This is a genomic window from Pseudomonas orientalis (assembly GCF_001439815.1).
Lineage (GTDB): Bacteria > Pseudomonadota > Gammaproteobacteria > Pseudomonadales > Pseudomonadaceae > Aquipseudomonas > Aquipseudomonas orientalis.
In genome coordinates this window covers 168,380-188,548 of sequence record NZ_JYLM01000009.1, presented here as the reverse complement: position 1 = coordinate 188,548, position 20,169 = coordinate 168,380, and the positions used below count along the sequence as shown (strand labels likewise).

The 20,169-nt window shown below is 61.6% G+C and carries 17 protein-coding genes; 9 read left to right on the top strand and 8 right to left on the bottom strand.

The window, feature by feature from the left end; all coding sequences use genetic code 11:
- Positions 1–22 precede the first annotated feature (22 nt).
- Positions 23–886, top strand: coding sequence for a universal stress protein (locus TU82_RS21345; protein ID WP_057725201.1), 864 nt, complete (start codon positions 23–25; stop codon positions 884–886).
- Positions 887–1,021: 135 nt separating this feature from the next.
- Here the strand turns inward: TU82_RS21345 and TU82_RS21340 are convergent, their stop codons facing one another.
- On the bottom strand, positions 1,022–1,492 hold the full coding sequence (locus TU82_RS21340) for a DUF1289 domain-containing protein (protein ID WP_057725200.1): 471 nt from the start codon (positions 1,490–1,492) through the stop codon (positions 1,022–1,024).
- Between the two features lie 394 nt (positions 1,493–1,886).
- On the opposite strand from TU82_RS21340, the gene acnB reads away from it, so the two are divergent.
- Complete coding sequence (gene acnB, locus TU82_RS21335) at positions 1,887–4,496, top strand: bifunctional aconitate hydratase 2/2-methylisocitrate dehydratase (protein ID WP_057725199.1); 2,610 nt, start codon at positions 1,887–1,889, stop codon at positions 4,494–4,496.
- A 229-nt stretch (positions 4,497–4,725) separates the two neighbouring features.
- Here the strand turns inward: acnB and TU82_RS21330 are convergent, their stop codons facing one another.
- Positions 4,726–6,003 (bottom strand): serine/threonine transporter, encoded by a 1,278-nt coding sequence (locus TU82_RS21330; protein WP_057725198.1) that lies wholly within the window; start codon positions 6,001–6,003, stop codon positions 4,726–4,728.
- A 274-nt stretch (positions 6,004–6,277) separates the two neighbouring features.
- Between TU82_RS21330 and TU82_RS21325 the strand changes: the two genes are divergently transcribed.
- From TU82_RS21325 to TU82_RS21300, 6 genes are all read left to right on the top strand, one after another.
- Entirely contained in the window at positions 6,278–6,721 is a 444-nt protein-coding gene (locus TU82_RS21325; RefSeq protein ID WP_057725197.1) for a hypothetical protein, read from the top strand.
- Between the two features lie 214 nt (positions 6,722–6,935).
- Entirely contained in the window at positions 6,936–7,889 is a 954-nt protein-coding gene (locus TU82_RS21320; protein WP_057725196.1) for a 2-hydroxyacid dehydrogenase, read from the top strand.
- A 129-nt stretch (positions 7,890–8,018) separates the two neighbouring features.
- A complete protein-coding gene (locus tag TU82_RS21315) occupies positions 8,019–9,086 on the top strand; it encodes a phosphotransferase family protein (RefSeq protein ID WP_057725195.1) in 1,068 nt (355 codons plus the stop codon).
- A 22-nt stretch (positions 9,087–9,108) separates the two neighbouring features.
- Complete coding sequence (locus tag TU82_RS21310; RefSeq protein ID WP_057725194.1) at positions 9,109–9,876, top strand: SDR family oxidoreductase; 768 nt, start codon at positions 9,109–9,111, stop codon at positions 9,874–9,876.
- 69 nt (positions 9,877–9,945) lie between these two features.
- Positions 9,946–11,379, top strand: a complete 1,434-nt coding sequence (gene pdxR / locus TU82_RS21305) for a MocR-like pyridoxine biosynthesis transcription factor PdxR (RefSeq protein WP_057725193.1) — start codon at positions 9,946–9,948, stop codon at positions 11,377–11,379.
- Between the two features lie 82 nt (positions 11,380–11,461).
- Positions 11,462–11,863, top strand: coding sequence for a cupin domain-containing protein (locus tag TU82_RS21300; protein ID WP_057725192.1), 402 nt, complete (start codon positions 11,462–11,464; stop codon positions 11,861–11,863).
- 638 nt (positions 11,864–12,501) lie between these two features.
- On the opposite strand, the gene pepN is transcribed toward TU82_RS21300, so the two are convergent.
- The 6 genes from pepN to TU82_RS21270 are packed head-to-tail and all read right to left on the bottom strand — an operon-like array spanning position 12,502 to position 19,002.
- On the bottom strand, positions 12,502–15,159 hold the full coding sequence (pepN, locus tag TU82_RS21295) for an aminopeptidase N (RefSeq protein WP_057725191.1): 2,658 nt from the start codon (positions 15,157–15,159) through the stop codon (positions 12,502–12,504).
- A gap of 13 nt (positions 15,160–15,172) precedes the next feature.
- A complete protein-coding gene (locus TU82_RS21290; protein WP_057725190.1) occupies positions 15,173–16,003 on the bottom strand; it encodes a DUF2797 domain-containing protein in 831 nt (276 codons plus the stop codon).
- The gene (locus TU82_RS21285; protein ID WP_057725189.1) at positions 16,000–16,260 is read right to left on the bottom strand and encodes a YeaC family protein; all 261 of its coding nucleotides are present in this window, start codon (positions 16,258–16,260) and stop codon (positions 16,000–16,002) included. Before TU82_RS21285 ends, TU82_RS21290 begins: the two co-directional genes overlap by 4 nt.
- A 14-nt stretch (positions 16,261–16,274) precedes the next feature.
- The gene (locus TU82_RS21280; protein WP_057725188.1) at positions 16,275–17,144 is read right to left on the bottom strand and encodes a rhomboid family intramembrane serine protease; all 870 of its coding nucleotides are present in this window, start codon (positions 17,142–17,144) and stop codon (positions 16,275–16,277) included.
- Positions 17,141–18,115 (bottom strand): metallophosphoesterase, encoded by a 975-nt coding sequence (locus tag TU82_RS21275; protein ID WP_162276159.1) that lies wholly within the window; start codon positions 18,113–18,115, stop codon positions 17,141–17,143. The genes TU82_RS21280 and TU82_RS21275 overlap by 4 nt, the downstream gene beginning before the upstream one ends.
- Positions 18,112–19,002, bottom strand: coding sequence for an NAD(+) kinase (locus tag TU82_RS21270; RefSeq protein WP_057725186.1), 891 nt, complete (start codon positions 19,000–19,002; stop codon positions 18,112–18,114). Before TU82_RS21270 ends, TU82_RS21275 begins: the two co-directional genes overlap by 4 nt.
- Before the next feature lie 156 nt (positions 19,003–19,158).
- Between TU82_RS21270 and TU82_RS21265 the strand changes: the two genes are divergently transcribed.
- A complete protein-coding gene (locus tag TU82_RS21265) occupies positions 19,159–20,106 on the top strand; it encodes a DUF1853 family protein (RefSeq protein WP_057725185.1) in 948 nt (315 codons plus the stop codon).
- The last annotated feature ends 63 nt before the right edge of the window (positions 20,107–20,169 follow it).

Genomic DNA, 20,169 nt, shown 5'->3' with positions numbered 1-20,169 from the left:
GCCCCTTCCTGGAGATCCGACCATGCAAGCCATCCGCAGCATCCTGGTGGTCATCGAGCCCGAGCATTCCGAAAGCCTGGCCCTCAAGCGCGCCAAGCTGATCGCCGGGGTCACCGGCGCGCACTTGCATCTGCTGGTCTGTGACAGAAAGCACGAGCATTCGGCGCTGCTGAGCGTGCTCAAGTCCGGCTTGCAGGAGGATGGGTATAGCGTCAGCACCGAGCAAGCGTGGAACGACAGCCTGCATGAAACCATCGTCGACGTGCAGCAGGCCGAAGGCTGCGGGCTGGTGATCAAGCAGCACTTTTCCGACAGCCCGTTGAAAAAGGCGCTGCTGACCCCGGCGGACTGGAAACTGCTGCGCTACTGCCCGACGCCTGTGCTGCTGGTCAAGACCGCTACGCCCTGGGCCGAGCGGGTGATTCTGGCGGCCATCGACGTGGGCAATACCGACAGCGAGCACCGCTCGCTGCACAACGCCATCATCGACCACGGTTTCGATATCGCCAGCCTGGCCAAAGCGCAATTGCATGTCATCAGCGCGCATCCATCGCCGATGCTGTCGGCGGCGGACCCGACCTTCCAACTCAGGGAAACCATCGAGGCGCGTTATCGCGAGCAATGCAAAGCCTTCCAGACTGAATTCGACGTGGATGATGCACACCTGCATATCGAGGAAGGGCCGGCGGATGTATTGATTCCCTTCGCGGCGCATAAATGGCAAGCGGCGGTCACTATCATCGGCACCGTGGCGCGTACCGGGATTTCCGGGGCGTTGATCGGCAATACGGCGGAAGTGGTGCTCGATGCGGTGGAAAGCGACGTGCTGGTGCTCAAACCGCAGACACTGATGGATCATCTGGAAGAACTCGCCACCAAGTCCTGACATCGCTCCTTCAGGCACCGAGAACCCAATGTGGGAGGGGGCTTGCCCCCGATTGCAGTCTGTCAGCCAATACATCTGGTAACTGACACTCAGCCATCGGGGGCAAGCCCCCTCCCACACTTTGGATTTGTATTGTCAGTCAGCGAATGCATCTTTCAGGAAGCCCGGTGCGATATAGCGCTGGTAATGGGCCTCGGACAGAATAAAGAACTCCCGGTCAATGGCGTCACGCAACTGCGGCAGCGCCCAGTCGCGAAACTCCGGCAGCAGCACCATGCCGTAGGCCTCCAGGCTATTGATCACCCGCGCCCCACGCGCAATCAACTGATAGGCCCAGCAGTACTCGGACTGGTGCGGCACGAAGCGAATCTTGCGCTGTTCCAACTGCCCGCGCAGGGTCCTGGGGTCAAAAACCTCCACTTTGCCGGCCATCACCTGCACCAGCAACTGTTCGAGCCTGAGCCAGACCGCGCGCTTTTCTTCCTCGTTATAGCCATTCCACTGGATCACCTCGTGGTGAAAGCGCTTGCAGCCACGGCACACGAGATCGCCGTAGACCGTGGAGCACAGGCCGACGCAAGGGGTCTTGATGGTTTGGTTGGGCATGGGCAAAACACGCAGATCAGCAAAACAGTGCGCCATGTTAGCCCTTTGTCTAAGGTTGATCACCCTGCAAACTTGGCGACGCAACTTACCTTTAGATTTTTTTTGCCGTAGAATCACCCGGCCTTGTAAGGCGCCAATAATCCGCTGGAAGCTGTTTTCAAAGCGTCACGAGCACAGTCGTTCCTTCAGAACGGTGTTGGCGCAAGTTTGACCCGGTAGGTCAATGCTTGCGCCAACCCTCATCAGCTCCGTTCTGCAGGCGTAAAACTTTGAAAGCAGCTTCTGTAAGGAATGCCGGCAGCGCTGGCTTTGCGGCCCAAAAAGCCCCCGAGCGCACGCGTGCCGGTCATTCCTGGATGAGCGTCCCGTGGGACCACTGATGAGGGTAATAACTGTGCTTGAAGCCTACCGCAAACATATCGAAGAGCGTGCCGCCCTGGGTATCGTTCCCCAGCCGCTTAACGCCGAACAAACCGCAGGCCTGGTCGAGCTGCTGAAAAATCCTCCGGCTGGCGAAGAAGAATTCCTCGTTGACCTGATCACCAACCGCATTCCACCAGGCGTTGACGAAGCTGCCTACGTCAAGGCCGGCTTCCTGTCCGCCCTGTCCAAAGGCGAAGCCACCTCCCCCCTGATCGACAAAAAGCGCGCGGTTGAACTGCTTGGCACCATGCAAGGCGGCTACAACATCGTGACGCTGGTCGAGCTGCTGGACGACGCCGAACTGGCGCCTGTCGCGGCCGCCCAGCTCAAGCACACCCTGCTGATGTTCGATGCGTTCCACGACGTGGCTGAAAAAGCCAAGAACGGCAACGAGCACGCCAAAGCCGTGCTTCAATCCTGGGCCGATGGCGAGTGGTTCAGCAACCGCCCTACCCTGGCCGACAAGATCAGCCTGCGCGTGTTCAAGGTCACCGGCGAAACCAACACCGATGACCTGTCCCCTGCCCCGGACGCCTGGTCGCGCCCTGACATCCCGCTGCACGCCCTGGCCATGCTGAAAATGGCCCGTGAAGGCATCGTGCCGGACGAGCAAGGCAAGACCGGCCCGATGAAGCAGATCGAAGAAATGCGCGGCCAGGGCTTCCCGATCGCCTACGTCGGTGACGTGGTCGGTACCGGTTCGTCGCGTAAATCGGCGACCAACTCGGTGCTGTGGTTCTTCGGCGACGACGTGCCTTTTGTTCCGAACAAGCGCGCCGGTGGTTTCTGCTTCGGCAGCAAGATCGCGCCGATCTTCTACAACACCATGGAAGATGCGGGCGCACTGCCGATCGAGTTCGACGTCACCAACATGAACATGGGCGACGTGATCGACCTGTACCCCCATGCTGGCAAAGTCTGCAAGCACGGCACCGACGAAGTCATCACCACCTTCGAAATGAAGACCCCGGTGCTGTTGGACGAAGTTCGCGCCGGTGGCCGTATCCCGCTGATCATCGGACGCGGCCTGACCGACAAGGCCCGTGCCGAACTGGGCCTGGGCCCTACCGACCTGTTCAAGCTGCCTGAAGCGCCTGTCGACACCGGCAAGGGCTTCACCCTGGCACAGAAAATGGTCGGCAAGGCGTGCGGCCTGCCGGAAGGCAAAGGCGTGCGTCCAGGTACTTACTGCGAACCGAAGATGACTACCGTCGGCTCCCAGGACACCACCGGTCCAATGACCCGTGATGAGCTGAAAGACCTGGCGTGCCTGGGCTTCTCGACCGACCTGGTGATGCAGTCGTTCTGCCACACCGCGGCCTATCCAAAGCCGATCGACGTAACCACCCACCACACCCTGCCTGACTTCATCATGACCCGTGGCGGTGTATCGCTGCGTCCGGGCGACGGTATCATCCACAGCTGGCTGAACCGCATGCTGCTGCCGGACACCGTGGGTACCGGTGGCGACTCCCACACCCGTTTCCCGATGGGCATCTCGTTCCCGGCCGGTTCCGGCCTGGTTGCATTCGCCGCAGCCACCGGCGTAATGCCACTGGACATGCCGGAATCGATCCTGGTGCGCTTCAAGGGCAAAATGAAGCCTGGCATCACCCTGCGCGACCTGGTGCATGCCATTCCTTACTACGCGATCCAGGCTGGCCTGCTGACCGTAGAGAAGAAAGGCAAGAAGAACGCCTTCTCCGGTCGCATCCTGGAAATCGAAGGCCTGAACGACCTGACGCTGGAACAGGCTTTCGAGCTGTCCGACGCCTCGGCTGAACGTTCGGCTGCCGGTTGCACCATCAAGCTGTCCAAAGACTCCGTCACCGAGTACCTGAACTCCAACATCACCCTGCTGCGCTGGATGATCGGCGAAGGCTACGGCGATGCACGCACCCTGGAACGTCGCGCCCAAGCGATGGAAGCCTGGGTGGCCAATCCGGAGCTGATGGAAGCCGACGCCGACGCCGAATACGCCGAAATCATCGAGATCGACCTGTCCGAAATCAACGAGCCGATCCTCTGCGCACCGAACGACCCGGACGACGCCCGTCTGCTGTCCAGCGTTGCCGGTGAGAAGATCGACGAAGTGTTCATCGGCTCGTGCATGACCAACATCGGTCACTTCCGCGCTGCCGGCAAGTTGCTGGAGCAGGTCAAGGGCCAGCTGCCAACCCGTCTGTGGCTGTCGCCGCCGACCAAGATGGACGCTCACCAGTTGACCGAAGAAGGCTACTACGGCATCTACGGCAAGGCTGGCGCGCGCATGGAAATGCCGGGCTGCTCGCTGTGCATGGGTAACCAGGCACGGGTTGAGCCGAATTCGACCGTGGTGTCGACTTCGACCCGTAACTTCCCGAACCGTCTGGGCGATGGCGCCAACGTCTACCTGGCTTCGGCCGAGCTGGCGGCCGTGGCCTCTACCCTGGGTCGCCTGCCGACCGTCGAAGAGTACATGGGCTACGCGGCGAAACTGGACACCATGGCCAGTGACGTCTACCGCTACCTGAACTTCGACCAGATCGCCGAGTTCCGCAAGATCGCGGCAAGCGCCAACATCCCGGTGATTCAAGCTTAACGGTGTGTTGATGTAGCTGTACCGGGTAAACGAGCGCCGCGTATCGCAAGGTACGCGGCGTTTTTTATGCCTGGCATCAGGCTTTACAGCCAACACAAAACAAATGTGGGAGGGGGCTTGCCCCCGATGGCGGTGTATCAGTCATAGATGAATTGACTGAGCCACTGCTATCGGGGGCAAGCCCCCTCCCACATTTGAATCTTTGTAGTCCTTGAGACTGTGTCAGACCTTAAGCAACCAGCGAATACACCAACGCCGTAATCGCCACCAACCCCACCGCCGTGACAAACACATTCGACGCCTGCCCACGGTACCTGGCCATCGCCGGCACCTTGCGGATCGCATACATCGGCATCAGGAACAGGATCGACGCAATCACCGGCCCGCCCAGGGTCTCGATCATGCCGAGGATGCTCGGGTTCAGCGTGGCGACAATCCAGCACACTAACAGCATGAAGGCGGCGGTCATGCGGTCCAGCGACTTGGCGGCCGGGCGGCGACCGGTCTTGAGCACCAGGCCCTTGAGGCCCTCGCTGGCACCGATGTAGTGGCCCAGGAACGACTTGGCAATCGCCACGAACGCAATCAACGGCGCGGCGAAGGCAATGGTCGGGTTATCGAAATGGTTGGCCAGGTACGACAGGATCGACAGGTTCTGCGCCTTCGCCTCGGCCAACTGCGCCGGGGACAGGGTCAGCACGCAACTGAACACGAAGAACAGCACCATCGCCACCATCAACAGGTGCGCGCGGGACAGGATCTGTGAACTGCGCTCGTCGGCGTGTGCGCCGTACTGGCGCTTCTGGTCCACCGCAAAGGCCGAGATGATCGGCGAATGGTTGAACGAGAACACCATCACCGGAATCGCCAGCCACAAGGTGCTGAGCAAGGCCGACGGCGTCGGAATTTCACTGGCGGTGCTGAGGATGCCGCCATTCCAATGGGGCACCAGGTAGACAGCGAGGAACAGCAAGGCCACGATAAACGGATACACCATCAGGCTCATGGCCTTGACGATCACCTGTTCACCGCAACGCACCACGGCCAGCAAGCCCAGAATCAGCACAAACGCCAGGACCGCACGAGGCGGCGGCATGATGTGCAATTGATGCTCCATGAAACTGCTGACGGTGTTGGTCAGGGCCACGCTGTAGATCAGCAGGATCGGAAAGATCGCGAAGAAGTACAGCAAGGTAATCAAGGCCCCGGCCTTGACGCCGAAATGTTCTTCGACCACATCGGTAATGTCGGAACCTTCACGGCCGGACAGGACGAAACGGGTCAGCCCACGGTGGGCAAAGAACGTCATCGGGAAGGCCAGCAGCGCCAGGATCACCAGCGGCCAGAAGCCCCCCAGGCCCGCGTTGATCGGCAGGAACAAAGTGCCGGCGCCGATGGCGGTGCCGAACAGCCCAAGCATCCAGGTGGTGTCCTGGCGGCTCCAGCTTGTGAGCGTTGCAGGTGTCGTTGCATAGCGTTCGTCGACGCTATTGGCCTGATCATTCATCCGGTCGGATCTCCGCATTCACGCGGCCGGGACGAGTCAGAAAACCTGACAGGCAGCGCCCCGACCTCAACAGGGGCGCGATTGTCCGGGATTCCTGAGAATAAGCAAAGGCTTAGCTGAGGAATGGCAATGCGCTGATACTGCCAGCACCTCCGAAACCTGCACATTAAAGAACGGTCCGACAACAAACTCAGATGCTGTCCGCTTTATCACGCATAGCTGCATTGCCATCGTCAGGCGCCACTCAATCAACCAACAATAAAGGTGCTTCACGATGAATATTCGCGACCTGTTCAAGTTCACATTGCTACCTGCACTGTTAATCATCACTCTGTTACCAGGCGCGGGTACCGCCCAGGCCAAACCACCCGCAGGGGCGAACATCGCTGCCGTTACGCCTGATAACGCGATCATGTTGACCATATTTCTTAAACACGATCAATCACGGCCCCTCAGCACATTGAAAGCCCAACTTGCCAAACAGGAGTTTCACAAAGTGTTCCCGCCTGCCGGGGTGGAGGTCGTAAGCTGGAATATCACCATGGGCATCGGGCAAGTCATCGTCCTGCGCCTGCCGGCGTCGCGCCTGGCTGAAGTCAACCTCGCCATCGAGAACACCGCCTGGGGTGTCTACGAGACTGAATTTTATCCAACGTACGATTTCATGCCGATCGCCCAAAGAGAGCAAGCCCAGGCACGGCAGACCACTGCTCAGTAATACCGATAAACAAAGCGCCGAGGTCGGGGACAACCCGCACACGCCCGTTATGGACGGGGCTTTTTTATTGCTCCGCCACCCGGCACTCACAAGGAGCAAGACCTCGGTTTTTGAAATACTTCAGGAGTGGGTTTGCTGCTCCTACAGGTTCCTACGCTCCTTCTGACAAATCCCGCATACTCATGCGCTCAAGTATTTAGGGAAGAACCTTGCGATGACCAACACTGTTCTGGTCCTGGTTGAGACCATCAACGAATACCTGCAAATCATCGAGAGCAATGATTTCCACGTGATCCTGGCGCCGACGCCCGCTGAACGCGCACAGGCGATCAAGGCTCATGGCGGGCAGATCAAGGCCGTACTGACCCGGGGGCCCCTGGGGCTGTCGGCCGAAGAAATCGCCGCGTTGCCGCTGCTGGAGATCATTTGCGTGATCGGTGCCGGTTATGAGCATGTGGACCTACAGGCAGCGGCCAACCGTGGAATCGTGGTAACCAATGGTGCAGGGGTGAACGCGCCGTCGGTGGCCGACCATGCCATGGCGTTGCTGCTGTCGCTGGTGCGCGGCATCCCCCAGACGGACGCCGCCGTGCGTCGCCACGAATGGCCCAAAGTGATGCGCCCTTCCCTGGGCGGCAAGCAACTGGGCATTCTCGGGCTGGGCGCCGTCGGCCTGGAGATCGCCAGGCGCGCGGCGCTGGGCTTTGGCATGGAGGTGAGTTATCACAACCGTCAACCTCGCGATGATGTGGATTACACCTACTGTTCAACCGCCGTGGAACTGGCGCGCACCTCGGACTTCCTGATCCTGGCCACGCCCGGCGGCGCCGGCACCCGTCACCTGATCGATCGCCACGCCCTCGACGCCTTGGGGCCGAACGGCTTCCTGGTCAACATCGGCCGGGGCAGCGTAGTGGTTACCGCCGACCTGGTGGCTGCGCTGGAACAGCGGCGCATCGGCGGCGCCGCGCTGGACGTATTCGACGACGAACCCAAGGTGCCTGACGCACTCAAGCGCCTGAGCAATACCGTGCTGACTTCCCATGTGGCGGGCCTGTCGCCGGAAGCTACCCACGACACTGTGCAACGGGTCGCCGACAACCTGGTGGAATACTTCGCCGGTCGCCCGGTACTTACACCGGTAACATTGCCGGCGCCCGATAAATGACCGATCAGGCACGCTGATCCTGCTTCAACACGCTGACCTATAAAGCCGCCCCGACCTTGTCGCTGGGCGGCGACCCACATTAGATTAGCCAATAGTCCAAGGCCTTTAAAATAAGCAGAAGGGATAAGCATGGCGCTTAACGACCAATCGACCCAGATTCGCCCCGGCGAAGAACTTGATGCCAGCCTTATCGATCCCTATCTCAAGGCCCATATCCCCGGCCTGCACGGCACGGTCAAGATCAGCCAGTTTCCCGGCGGCGCATCGAACCTGACGTATCTGCTGGAATACCCGGATCAGGAATTCGTATTGCGTCGCCCGCCGTTCGGCCACAAGGCCAAATCCGCCCACGACATGGGCCGCGAATACCGCATTCTCAATCAGCTCAAGGACGGCTTTCCCTATTGCCCCAAGGCCTACGTGCATTGCACCGATGAGTCGGTGATCGGCGCCGAGTTCTACGTGATGGAGCGCGTCAACGGCATCATCCTGCGCTCGGACCTGCCCGCCGAGCTGGGCCTGGACCCGACGCGCACCGAAGCCCTGTGCAAAAGCTTTATCGACAAGTTCGTCGAACTGCATCAGGTCGACTACAACGCCTGCGGCCTGGCCGACCTGGGCAGGCCGCAAGGTTATGTGGAACGCCAGATCCGTGGCTGGAGCGAGCGCTACGAAAAAGCCCTGACCCCCGATGCCCCCCGTTGGGAAGCCGTGCGCGCCTGGCTCAACGACAAGATGCCGGCCGACCACCCGACCTCGAGCATCGTGCACAACGACTACCGCTTCGACAACGTGATCCTCGACCCGCATAACCCGATGCAGATCATCGGTGTGCTGGACTGGGAACTGACCACCCTCGGCGACCCGTTGATGGACCTGGGCAACACCCTAGCCTACTGGATCGAAGCCGCCGACCCCGCCCCCGTGCAGTTGATGCGTCGCCAGCCCAGCAATGCGCCCGGCATGCTCACCCGCCGCCAGTTCGTCGACTACTATGCCGAGCGCTCAGGCATCCGGATCGACAATTTCGACTTCTACTACACCTACGGCCTGTTCCGCCTGGCCGGCATCGTGCAGCAGATCTATTACCGCTTCTTCCACGGCCAGACCCAGGACAAACGCTTTGCCCAGTTCATCCACATGAACACGCTGCTGGAGCAGATGAGCCTGTCGGTCATCGGCAAATCCGCCCTCTGATAACAATCACAAGGAACCGCTCATGTCCAAGACCCACCTGTTCGACCTCGACGGCAAGATTGCTTTCGTTTCCGGCGCCAGCCGTGGCATCGGCGAGGCCATCGCCAAGTTGCTGGCCCAGCAAGGCGCCCACGTGATTGTCTCGAGCCGCAAACTGGAAGGCTGCCAGCACGTTGCCGACGCGATCATCGCAGACGGCGGCAAGGCCACTGCGGTAGCCTGCCATATCGGCGAAATGGAGCAGATCGCCCAGGTGTTCGCCGGTATCCGTGAACAGTTCGGCCGCCTGGACATCCTGGTCAACAACGCCGCGACCAATCCGCAGTTCTGCAACGTGCTGGACACCGACCTCGGTGCGTTCCAGAAGACCGTCGATGTGAACATCCGCGGCTATTTCTTCATGTCGGTGGAAGCCGGAAAGCTGATGCGCGACAACGGCGGCGGCAGCATCATCAACGTCGCGTCGATCAACGGCATCTCCCCGGGTGTATTCCAGGGCATCTATTCGGTGACCAAGGCCGCCGTGATCAACATGACCAAGGTGTTCGCCAAGGAATGCGCCGCGTTCGGCATCCGTTGCAACGCGCTGCTGCCGGGCCTGACCGATACCAAGTTCGCCTCGGCGCTGGTCAAGAACGACGCGATCCTGAAGATGGCCCTGGCGCAGATCCCGCTCAAGCGCGTGGCCGACCCCAGCGAAATGGCCGGTGCCGTGTTGTTCCTGGCCAGCGATGCGTCCAGTTACACCACCGGGGTGTCGTTGAATGTGGACGGTGGCTTCCTGTCCTGATCCCGCCTGGTTTTTTCAGATCGATTTGCGCGTAACCTTGGCGCAGATCGATCTGTCCCGGGATGAAACATGGAACTGCACCTCGTCATCAACGGCCGCAAGGACCTGGCTGCCCAGCTTTACCAGCAACTGCGCGAAGCCATCACCGGCGGGCGACTTTCAGCCGGCGCGCAATTGCCGCCCAGCCGCCTGCTCGCCGAGCAACTGGAGGTCTCGCGCAAAACCGTGTCGGACACCTATGCCACCCTGACATATGAAGGCCTGCTGGTCGGCCGGATTGGCCGGGGCACCTTCGTCAATGCGTGGGCACCCCGGCCCGACCGCGTGCAGACCGCCACCGACCTGGCCTGCGCCGCCAGCCTGGGAAAATGGGCGGCGCTCCCCTCGCCCATGCACCATCCCGCCCGCGACGAAATCCTGCGCTACGAATTTATCGGCGGGGCCACCACGCGCAATCAGTTTCCCCAGGAAGAATGGCGACGCTGCACCCTGGATGCGTTGCGCCGCATCGCCCGGAACAGTGGTTTCTACAGCCAACCGGAAGGCTTGCCGGCGCTGCGCGAGGCCATCGCCGGGCATATTGCTTTTTCCCGGGGGGTGAAAGGTCGCGCCGCTGACATTGTGGTGACCAATGGCGCCCAGCAAGCGCTGGACCTGATCGCCCGCGTGGTCCTCGAGCCGGGCAGCATCGTCGCCATGGAAGACCCCGGCTACAGCCCGGCGCGCCAGTTGTTCGTGGCGATGGGCGCCAGGGTCGCGAGCGTACCGGTCGATGCGCAAGGCATCCAGGTCGACCAGATCCCGGATGGCACCCGCCTGATCTATGTGACGCCGTCCCACCAGTTCCCCCTCGGCATGCCCATGAGCCTGGCGCGGCGCGAGGCCCTGCTCGACCGCGCCATCGCCCTCGGCGCTATCATCATCGAAGACGACTACGACAGTGAATTCCGCTACGAAGGCCGCCCCACCGACTCCCTGCAAAGCATGGATACACGAGGCGTGGTGACCTACGTCGGGACCTTTTCCAAAACCCTGTTGCCCGAGTTGCGCCTGGGCTACGCGGTGCTGCCGCCGGCGATCCATGGCGCGGTACTCAAGGCCAAGCAACTGACCGACCAGCACAGCTCGACCCTGCCGCAATGGGCGCTGGCCAAGTTCATCAGCGAAGGCTATCTGCTCAAACATATTCGCCGCTGCCACAGCATATACGCGGGGCGCCGCGAACGGATCCTGCAGCGCCTGGCGGGTGACCTGTCGCCCTGGTTCGAGGCGGTGCCGACGGTGGCCGGGTTCCATCTGGCCGCGCTGTGCAAGGTGCCGGTGGATATTCCGTTGCTGATGGAATTGGCGCGCAAGGCGCAGGTGGGTCTGTACCCGCTGGATGTGTTTTTTCACGACACTGCGCCACGCACGGGGCTGATTCTCGGCTTCGGCGCCATCGAAACCCTCGATATCGACCCGGCGCTGGACAAGGTCCGCGACATTCTGCGGCAAATTGGCTAGGCGGTTTTGCGCAGGATTGGTCATTGGTCGACCAAGCCCCCAGGCGTAGGGTGAACGGGTCTCGAACTACGTGGAACCCCTCATGAAACGACTGCTCGCCATTGCCTCGATACTGGCCTCGCTCAATGCCTACGCCCAGGAACCTGTGTACCACGAGGAAACGCTCAAGGTGTTGCAGGAGCACGCCTTGGCCAACGTGCCCGGCAAGAAAACCATCATGCTAACCGTGGACTACGCTCCCGGCCAAGCCACCGTGCCCCACAGCCACACCGGCACGGCCGTGGCGTATGTGCTGGAAGGCGAAATCACGTCACGGGTCAACGATGAGAAGGCGATTACCTACAAGGCCGGCGATTCGTTCTACGAGCCCGCCGGTTCGCGGCACTTCGAATCAAGCAACGCAAGCCAGACCCGGCCCGCCAGGCTGCTGGTGGTGATGGTGCTGGATGACAAGGCCGAGGTGTTGACGCCGCTTGCCCAATAAGCGGCATCCCGTTCCGATCAATGTGGAAGGGGGCTTGCCCTGGCTTCTTGTAGGAGCGAGCTTGCTCGCGAAAAACTCACAGGCACCGCGTTCATTCAGGAAGCACGCGTTATCGTCGACGTTCTTCGCGAGCAAGCTCGCTCCTACAGAGGGCGGTCTACGCTTAACTGACTGGCATTAGGGCTTGCTCCCGATAGCCATAACTATCTACACAACTCAGCAGCGCCCAACCGTAACCACGATGCGAAGCGAGTCGCTCTTGACCTTGATCTGGCTTTTGATCTTAAGCGCCCCGTTAAACCACGCTGGCCGAACGCAGGCTTGAATCCGTGGGTAACCCGGCAGGACGCCGGGTTAGCCGCACTGGGCCATGGATGGCCCATTGCGGCGGCCCACGGATTCAAGCCGGAGAGAGGGCACACCGAGCCTGAGCGAGGTGCCGAGTGGTGGGGCAAGAGCGTTTTGCTTACTTTTGCGTTTTTCAAAAGTGAGCCGCCGTAAGGGCGGAACCCCAAGTGGCCGTTACCGCAGAAACGGATATGTACTCGGTCTGATCCAGCATCCTGATCGGCCCTGAGGCCGTCATCGGGGGCAAGCCCCCTCCCACATTGGCACCCTCCTTCAGGAAGATGGCCAGGTCAGGCAAGGCTCTTGCTGACCACCTCGAACACATCGCTGGACAGTTCGCCCGAGCCAAGAATGCGCTCCAGCTGCGCCTTCATCAACGCTTGGCGTGCGGCGTCGTATTTACGCCAGCGCGTCAAGGGCGCCAATTGGCGCGAAGCGATCTGCGGGTTCAGCGTATTGAGCTGGATCACCAGGTCCGCCAGGAAACGGTAGCCCGAGCCATCCGCCGCGTGGAAGTTGATCAGGTTCTGCCCGGCAAAGGCGCCGATCAGCGCGCGCACCTTGTTCGGGTTCTTGATCGTGAACGCCGGATGCTCCATCAACGCCTTGACCCGCGCCAGCCCGCCCGGCAGGGTGCTGCCGGCCTGCACGCTGAACCATTGGTCCATGACCAGCGGGTTGTCCTTGAAGTTCTCGGCAAACACCGCCAGGGCCTGGGCTTTTTCCGCGTCGAACGGTGAGTTCACCAGCACGGCCAGGGCCGTCAAGCGCTCGGTCATGTTGTCGCTGGTGTCGAACTGATCCAGTGTCGCCGCCAGCACTTCAGGTTTGCCGCTGAGCATCAGGTACGACAATGCGATGTTCTGCAGGGCACGCCGGGCAAAGTGCTCGGCCTCCGCCACGTACGGCGTTTGCCGGGACAGATCGCGGTTGGCCTGGTAGCGCAGCCACAGGCCTTCGAACAGGTTATCGGCCAGTTGCTTGCGGGCGTACTCACGGGCAGCGTGAATGGCCTCCACATCCGCCACCTCGCTGATTTCGGTCAGGTAGGCTTCGCTCGGCAGCGAGAGCATTTCGGCGACCATGGCCTGGTCCAGGCTTTCGTCGCTCAGCACGGTGCACAATGCGTCGATCAGGCGTTGATCGAGCTTCAGTGGCTGGCCTGCCTGATGCTGGCCGATCAGTTCCTGCAACACCTGCACCGACAGTTGCTGGCCGGCATCCCAGCGGTTGAATCCGTCGCTGTCGTGCTGCATCAGGAACATCAGTTGGTCGCGGTCATACGGGAAGCTCAGTTTCACCGGCGCTGAAAAACCACGCAACAATGACGGCAAGGGTTTTTCCGCGACGTCGACGAAGGTGAAGGTCTGCTCGGCCTCAGTCACCGAAATCACTCGGGAGGTAGCGCCGGCCGTCGCTTCGCCGGCAAGGCGCAGGGCGATTCCGGCGCCCGTGGCGTCCAGCAGGCCCAGCTCGACCGGAATCACGAACGGCAGTTTTTCCACCTTGTCCGGGGTCGGCGGGCAGCTCTGGCGGAACGTCAGGCTGTAGGTTTTGGCCGCTGCGTCGTAGGACTCGCTCACCGCCAAACGCGGCGTGCCGGCCTGGCTGTACCAGCGTTTGAACTGGGTGAGGTCGACGCCGTTGGCATCTTCCATGGCCTTGATGAAATCGTCGCAGGTCACTGCCTGGCCGTCATGGCGCTCGAAATACAGGTCGCTGCCTTTGCGAAAGCCCTCGGCGCCGAGCAAGGTGTGCAGCATGCCGACCACTTCCGAGCCCTTTTCGTACACCGTCAGGGTGTAGAAGTTGGAGATCTCGATAAAGCTGTCCGGGCGCACCGCGTGGGCCATCGGCCCGGCATCCTCGGCGAATTGATGCGTACGCAGGTATGCCACGTCCTGGATGCGCTTGACCGTGGCCGAGTTCATGTCGGCGGAGAAGCCCGAGTCGCGGAACACGGTGAAGCCTTCCTTGAGCGACAACTGGAACCAGTCGCGGCAGGTCACGCGGTTGCCCGACCAGTTGTGGAAGTATTCGTGGGCGACGATGGCCTCGACGCGCTGATGCGCGGCGTCGGTGGCGGTTTCGGCGCGGGCCAGCACGGCGCTGGAGTTGAAGATATTAAGGCCCTTGTTCTCCATGGCGCCCATATTGAAGTCGTTCACCGCCACGATCATGAAGATATCGAGGTCGTACTCACGGCCGTAGGTTTGTTCATCCCAGCGCATGGATTTTTTCAGGCTGGTCATGGCGTGCTGGCACTTGTCGATGTTTTCCGGCTCGACGTAGATGCGCAATGCGACTTCGCGGTCAGTCATGGTGGTGAAGCTGTCTTCGACACACCACAGGTCACCGGCCACCAGGGCGAACAGGTAGGCGGGTTTCTTGAACGGGTCTTCCCAGGTCGCCCAGTGCCGACCGTCTTCACCGGGGCCGCTGGCAATCGGGTTGCCGTTGGACAGCAGTACCGGATAGCGGTGCTGCTCGGCGATCACCGTGGTGGTGAACACGCTCATCACGTCGGGACGGTCGAGGTAGTAAGTGATCTTGCGAAAACCCTCGGCCTCGCACTGGGTGCAGAACATGCCGCCGGATTTGTACAGGCCTTCCAGGGCGGTGTTGGTTTCCGGATGGATCTTGACCGTGGTGTCGAGGGTGAAGGTCTCACTCCTGGGCTGCACGGTCAGGTGGCTGTCAGTCAGTTGGTAATCGGCGTCCGTCAGCGGCTGGTCGGCCAGGTTGACACTCAACAGCTCCAGTTGCTGGCCATCGAGTACCAAGGGCGGCAAACCGGCGCCTCGCTCGGGGTTGCGGCGCATCACCAGCTGCGCGTGGACCAGGCTATGGTCCTCGAACAACTCGAAGGTCAGGTGCGTCTCGTCGATCAGGTAGTCCGGCGCCTGATAATCCTTCAGGTAAATCATCTTCGGTTGTTCGGTGCGCATGGGTGGCATCCTTCTACTGATGCACGGCGAGCTGGTAGGCCGTGTATTTACGAATATTGATCACACCGGTGTCGAAGATCAGGTATTGGCCCTTGATTCCCAGCAGCGTACCTTCGGCAATCGGATTCTTGTCCAGGTTGAAGCTGACGATCTTGGCCGGATACTGCTCGACCGGGTAGCGGATCTCGATCGGCTCGACGTCGGCAATGGTTTGGATGGCCTGCAGGCCAAAGCGTTCCTGCAAACCCAGCAAGCCTTCGGCGCAGGCGGCGAACAGTTCATCGCGTACCTGCTTGAGGTCGACGGACTGCGCGTCGCCCTTGAGCAGCGCACGCCAGTTGGTCTTGTCGGCGACCTGGCTGCGAAACAGGTCTTCGACAAAACCCGACTGCTGGCGCGTGGCCACGCGCATGATCGGCAGCGCCTGGCTGGCGCCCTGGTCGAGCCAGCGGGTCGGCAACTGCGTAGCGCGGGTGATGCCGACCTTGATCCCCGACGAGTTGGCCAGGTACACCACATGGTCGGTCATGCAGAACGTTTCGCCCCAGCCCGGATCGCGGCAGGTACCGGCGTCGTAATGGCAACGCTCGGGGCTCATGATGCACAAATCACACTGGGCCAGCTTGGTCATGCACGGGTAGCAATAACCCTGGCTGAAGCTGTTTTTGGTCTTGCGGCCGCAATGGCTGCAATGAATGGCACCGAGGTATTCCAGGCGAATATGGGTACCGATCAAAGGGTTGACCGGCACTTCGGTATCACCCAGGCGAAACGCGTATTGAACGGTCGGCTCACCGAGTTTCGCCGACATTTTGCTGACTGCACCGCGACCGATTTCAATCAATGGATCGCATCCGACTTGAACAGGATGTTTGGCACCGGTGCCGATTTCGACGCGCATTCCTGCGGCCCCATATAGCCGGTGCGCTGGTCCTCGGGCAGGTTCTGCAGTTCCCAGGCGATCATCGCCTGCAACGACAGCTCGCGCTGTTCGGCGCTGAGCTTGCGGCCGTCGGACCACTTGCCGATTTCCACGGCGAGCTTGAGGCTCTCATAGATATCCGGGGTGATGTTTTCGATCATTTCAGCAAAAGAGGACATAAGGCTCTTCCTTATCAAATAGACGATTTGCGGCGGTTGTAGAGCCCGCCGAGCAAACCGGTCAGGCAACCGATAACCAGGCCGCCCACATGGGCCGCGTTGGCGATTTCACCGAAGCCGATCATCGAGACCAGCCCCGACAGGCAGAGCAACAGCCACACCAGCATCATCACCAGCACCCCACGGGGAAGGCGATACGCAGGGTTGGGCGAGAGCAACTGAAAGATCCAGCAATGCCCGAGCAGGCCATACAACACGCCGGACAAACCGCCAAACAGGCCCGGGCCGCCGTAGGCGTACTGCGCGTAGTTGGAGACCAGGCTGAACAACAAGGTCAGGCCCAGCAGGTTGATGCCGCCCTGGCGCGCTTCAATGCGTCGGCCCAGTTCCCAGTACCACATGCCGTTCATGGCCAGGTGCAGGATGCCGAAGTGAATCAGCATCGGCGTGACCAACCGCCACCACTGACCGGACGCCAGGCTGTCGGCCAACGGCGTGAACTGGATGTACTCGCCCAGCACGCGGAACGGCAGGAACGTCAGCCAGGCCATGGTTTGCAGGTTTTCCCCGAGCAGCGTCACCGCGCCCACGATCAGGCTTGCCAGCAGCACCAGGGCTGTGACCGGGCTATGCCGGACCTGCTGGATAAAGCTGGGACGCGCAACCGGTGCCTGCTCGGGAATATCCAATTGCTGGTCCGGGTCGCCGGCGGGAAAGCGCTGGTACAACACGCGCACGTCGTCGCTGATGGTCTCGGGCACCCACAGCACTTGCTCACCCGCTTCCTCGCTGACGCGATGGGGCACCTGCATGCGTTGCAGCAATTTGACGAAACCGCCCAGGTCGACGCTCAGGGGAAGGCGCAATACAGCCACGGTACTCATTGGATAACCTCAGGTCGCTCAACGTCGACCCAGACGAATTTATGCGGATCCAGGCGGGTTTCCTGGTCCAGGCGATACGCCACCAGCTTGCCGTACAGCACCGCGCTGTAGTCCAGGCAGGCCAGGTTCGGGCGGATCGGCGCCGGATTGCCGCTGCGCCAGTAATGACCGACGAACAACAACGGCTCGTCGACGCCATAGCGCAGCAGGGAATTCTTTTCAGTGGACGACAACGGCGTGCGCGCCACCGGCTCGGGCAAGGCGTCGGGCTGGAACACGATATCGCCGTAGGTTTTCGGGTCGTCTTCCCAGAATTTGGTGCGAAAGAACGAACGCGTCAGCCCATCGCCACCGGTCAGGGTGAGGCCGTGGGGCAGGCGCATGTCGGTGCCGCGCAACAGCCGATCGAACGCGTTGCAGGCAAAACTGCCCGGTACGGCGGCGGCCTGCAGGAAATGCTGATCGATGCAGCCATCCGGGAAGGTCGCGCGCAGCGGCTGGATAAAGCCCTCGTCCCAGCAGGCATGCACCACACGGAAACGCCCGGCGTCGACAAACAGCGGCATGTCGTAGAACCAGCCGAGGAAGTCATGCCAGTCGGCCGGGTGCTGTTCGAATTGGGTCAGGGTTTCCTGGATCAGCCGCGCATGGCGCGGGTTGTGCTCGCGCACGAATTGCCTGCCGCTGCCCGGCGGTGCCGGCGTGGTCCAACCCAGCGCATTGAACTCATGATTGCCCATGATGCACAGCGCCTGGCCGGCCTCGGTCATGTCGTGGACGATATGCAGCGCTTCGCGGATGCGTGGCCCACGGTCGATGATATCGCCGAGAAACACCGCCATGCGCGACGGATGGCGCCAGGTGCCGCCCTGCTTGTGGTAACCCATCTGCTCAAGCAAGTGCTCCAGCGTATGGGCACAACCGTGCACGTCACCAATCAGGTCGTAGCTACGCGCGGGATCGAGCATCAGTCGCCTCCACCCCCCAAGCGGCTGCCCCAGCCCAGCTTGGTGCGGCACACTTCGTAGTAGTTGTGATCCAGCGGGTGGATCAAGCGCAACTTCTGGGCCTTCTTGCTCACGGTGATGGTGTCACCGGGGGCGCAGGTGAAATGGTTCTGCCCGTCGCAGGAGACTTGCGGATAGATTTGCATGTCTTTGGACACCACGATCTTCAGCTCACTGTTGCCATCGACCACAATCGGCCGACTCGACAACATATGGGGATACATCGGCACGATCACAATGGCATCGAGCTTGGGATGCATGATCGGGCCACCGGCCGACAGCGCATACGCGGTGGAGCCGGTGGGCGTGGCGACGATCAGGCCGTCGGCCTTCTGGCTGCACACGAATTGGCCGTCGATATACAGCTCGAACTCGATCATCCGTGTGGATTTGCCCGGATGCAGCACCACGTCATTGAGGGCATCGCCCTGGCCGATGGCTTCGCCGTGGCGGCGCACTTCGGCCTGCAGCAGAAAGCGGTTTTCCACCAGATAATGGCCGTCGAGCACCTTGGCCACTTCGACTTCCAGCTCGTCGGGCCGAATATCGGTGAGAAACCCCAGGCTGCCCCGGTTGATCCCCAGCACCGGCACGTTATGCCGCGCCAGGGCACGGGCCGCGCCGAGCAGGCTGCCGTCGCCGCCGACCACGATGACCATGTCGCACACTTCGCCCAGCATCTTGCGCGAGGAGGTCTGCAGGCCGTGGCCCGGCAGGATTTCGCCGATGGTGTCTTCGAGGATCACATGCAGGTGGCGTTCCAGCAGGAATTTTTTCAGCCGGCGGACGGTGTCCAGCACCTGGGTACTGCCCAGGCGACCGATAATGCCGATATTGCGAAATTGCTCCATGGGGCTCCTGCGGGCATAGGGGTATGGCAAAAAGAAAGGATTATGGGCGAAAGGCCGCTTCAGGCAAAATCCTTTGTCGCCGCAGGCCTGTGATGACAATGGTTCTCAGGCAACGCCCAGGCACCCGCACGCAACTCAAGAGGCTATGCTCGCACCATGACTCTGTTCCCTGACCTGCATGCCCTGCCCCGCCAATTGCGCCACCCCGAGGTGCGCGACCTGGCGTGGGTAATGCTGGCGCCTCCAATGCTCGCACAGACCCCGTGGCCGCAACGCCACCCGCTGGCGGGCAGCGACTGGGTACAGGCGCCGCATTTGCTCGAAGCCTGGTTACGCGCGCTCGACCAGGACAACCGCGCGTTGCAGCAGTGGCTGAGCCTGTCGCGCACCCGGCGCCTGGGCCTCTACTATGAGCGCCTGTGGCAGTTCGCCGTGCAGCACGCGCCGGGCGTGGAGCTGCTGGCGGCCAACCTGCCGATCCGCCGTGCCGGGCACACCCTGGGCGAACTGGATATGCTGCTGCGCGACCGCGATGGCGTGCATCACCTGGAATTGGCGATCAAACTCTATCTTGGCCCACAGGACGGCAACGGGCAGGACACCGCGCAATGGCTCGGCCCCGGCTGCCATGACCGCCTGGACCGCAAACTGACCCACCTGGTCCAGCATCAACTACCGATCTCGGCGCGCCCGGAGAGCCGCGAGGCCCTGGCGGCGCTGGATATCCAGCAGTTCGATGCGCACCTGTGGCTGGGCGGGTACCTGCTTTATCCATGGCCGGGCCAGGCCCATCCGCCCCTCGGCGCCCACCCGCAGCATTTGCGCGGGCGCTGGCTGCATCAGCGCGATTGGCCGGACTTTGTCGGCACCCGCCCCGCCGGCCGCTGGCAACCCCTGCCCCGGCACGCGTGGCTGGCGCCGGCGCACTACCCGGCGGATGAGGTGTGGAGTGAGGAGCAGATGGAAGGCTGGCTGGCAGACCTGGACCCGATGGCGCCGGCGCAGTTGCTGGTGCGGCTGGTGGAGAACGGTGAGGATTGGGAGGAAGCGGAGCGGTTGTTTCTGGTGGCGGATCTTTGGCCGAATGTGCTGGGGGCAGGCTGATAAATCTGCGGTGTATTGCAGACCGCTATCGGGGGCAAGCCCCCTCCCACATTTGGAATGCGT

Coding starts and splice junctions, on each gene's coding strand:
- TU82_RS21345 (WP_057725201.1), top strand. CDS start 23: ATGCAAGCCATCCGCAGCATCCTGGTGGTCATCGAGCCCGAGCATTCC.
- TU82_RS21340 (WP_057725200.1), bottom strand. CDS start 1,492: ATGCCCAACCAAACCATCAAGACCCCTTGCGTCGGCCTGTGCTCCACG.
- TU82_RS21330 (WP_057725198.1), bottom strand. CDS start 6,003: ATGAATGATCAGGCCAATAGCGTCGACGAACGCTATGCAACGACACCT.
- TU82_RS21325 (WP_057725197.1), top strand. CDS start 6,278: ATGAATATTCGCGACCTGTTCAAGTTCACATTGCTACCTGCACTGTTA.
- TU82_RS21320 (WP_057725196.1), top strand. CDS start 6,936: ATGACCAACACTGTTCTGGTCCTGGTTGAGACCATCAACGAATACCTG.
- TU82_RS21315 (WP_057725195.1), top strand. CDS start 8,019: ATGGCGCTTAACGACCAATCGACCCAGATTCGCCCCGGCGAAGAACTT.
- TU82_RS21310 (WP_057725194.1), top strand. CDS start 9,109: ATGTCCAAGACCCACCTGTTCGACCTCGACGGCAAGATTGCTTTCGTT.
- pdxR (WP_057725193.1), top strand. CDS start 9,946: ATGGAACTGCACCTCGTCATCAACGGCCGCAAGGACCTGGCTGCCCAG.
- TU82_RS21300 (WP_057725192.1), top strand. CDS start 11,462: ATGAAACGACTGCTCGCCATTGCCTCGATACTGGCCTCGCTCAATGCC.
- pepN (WP_057725191.1), bottom strand. CDS start 15,159: ATGCGCACCGAACAACCGAAGATGATTTACCTGAAGGATTATCAGGCG.
- TU82_RS21285 (WP_057725189.1), bottom strand. CDS start 16,260: ATGTCCTCTTTTGCTGAAATGATCGAAAACATCACCCCGGATATCTAT.
- TU82_RS21280 (WP_057725188.1), bottom strand. CDS start 17,144: ATGAGTACCGTGGCTGTATTGCGCCTTCCCCTGAGCGTCGACCTGGGC.
- TU82_RS21270 (WP_057725186.1), bottom strand. CDS start 19,002: ATGGAGCAATTTCGCAATATCGGCATTATCGGTCGCCTGGGCAGTACC.
- TU82_RS21265 (WP_057725185.1), top strand. CDS start 19,159: ATGACTCTGTTCCCTGACCTGCATGCCCTGCCCCGCCAATTGCGCCAC.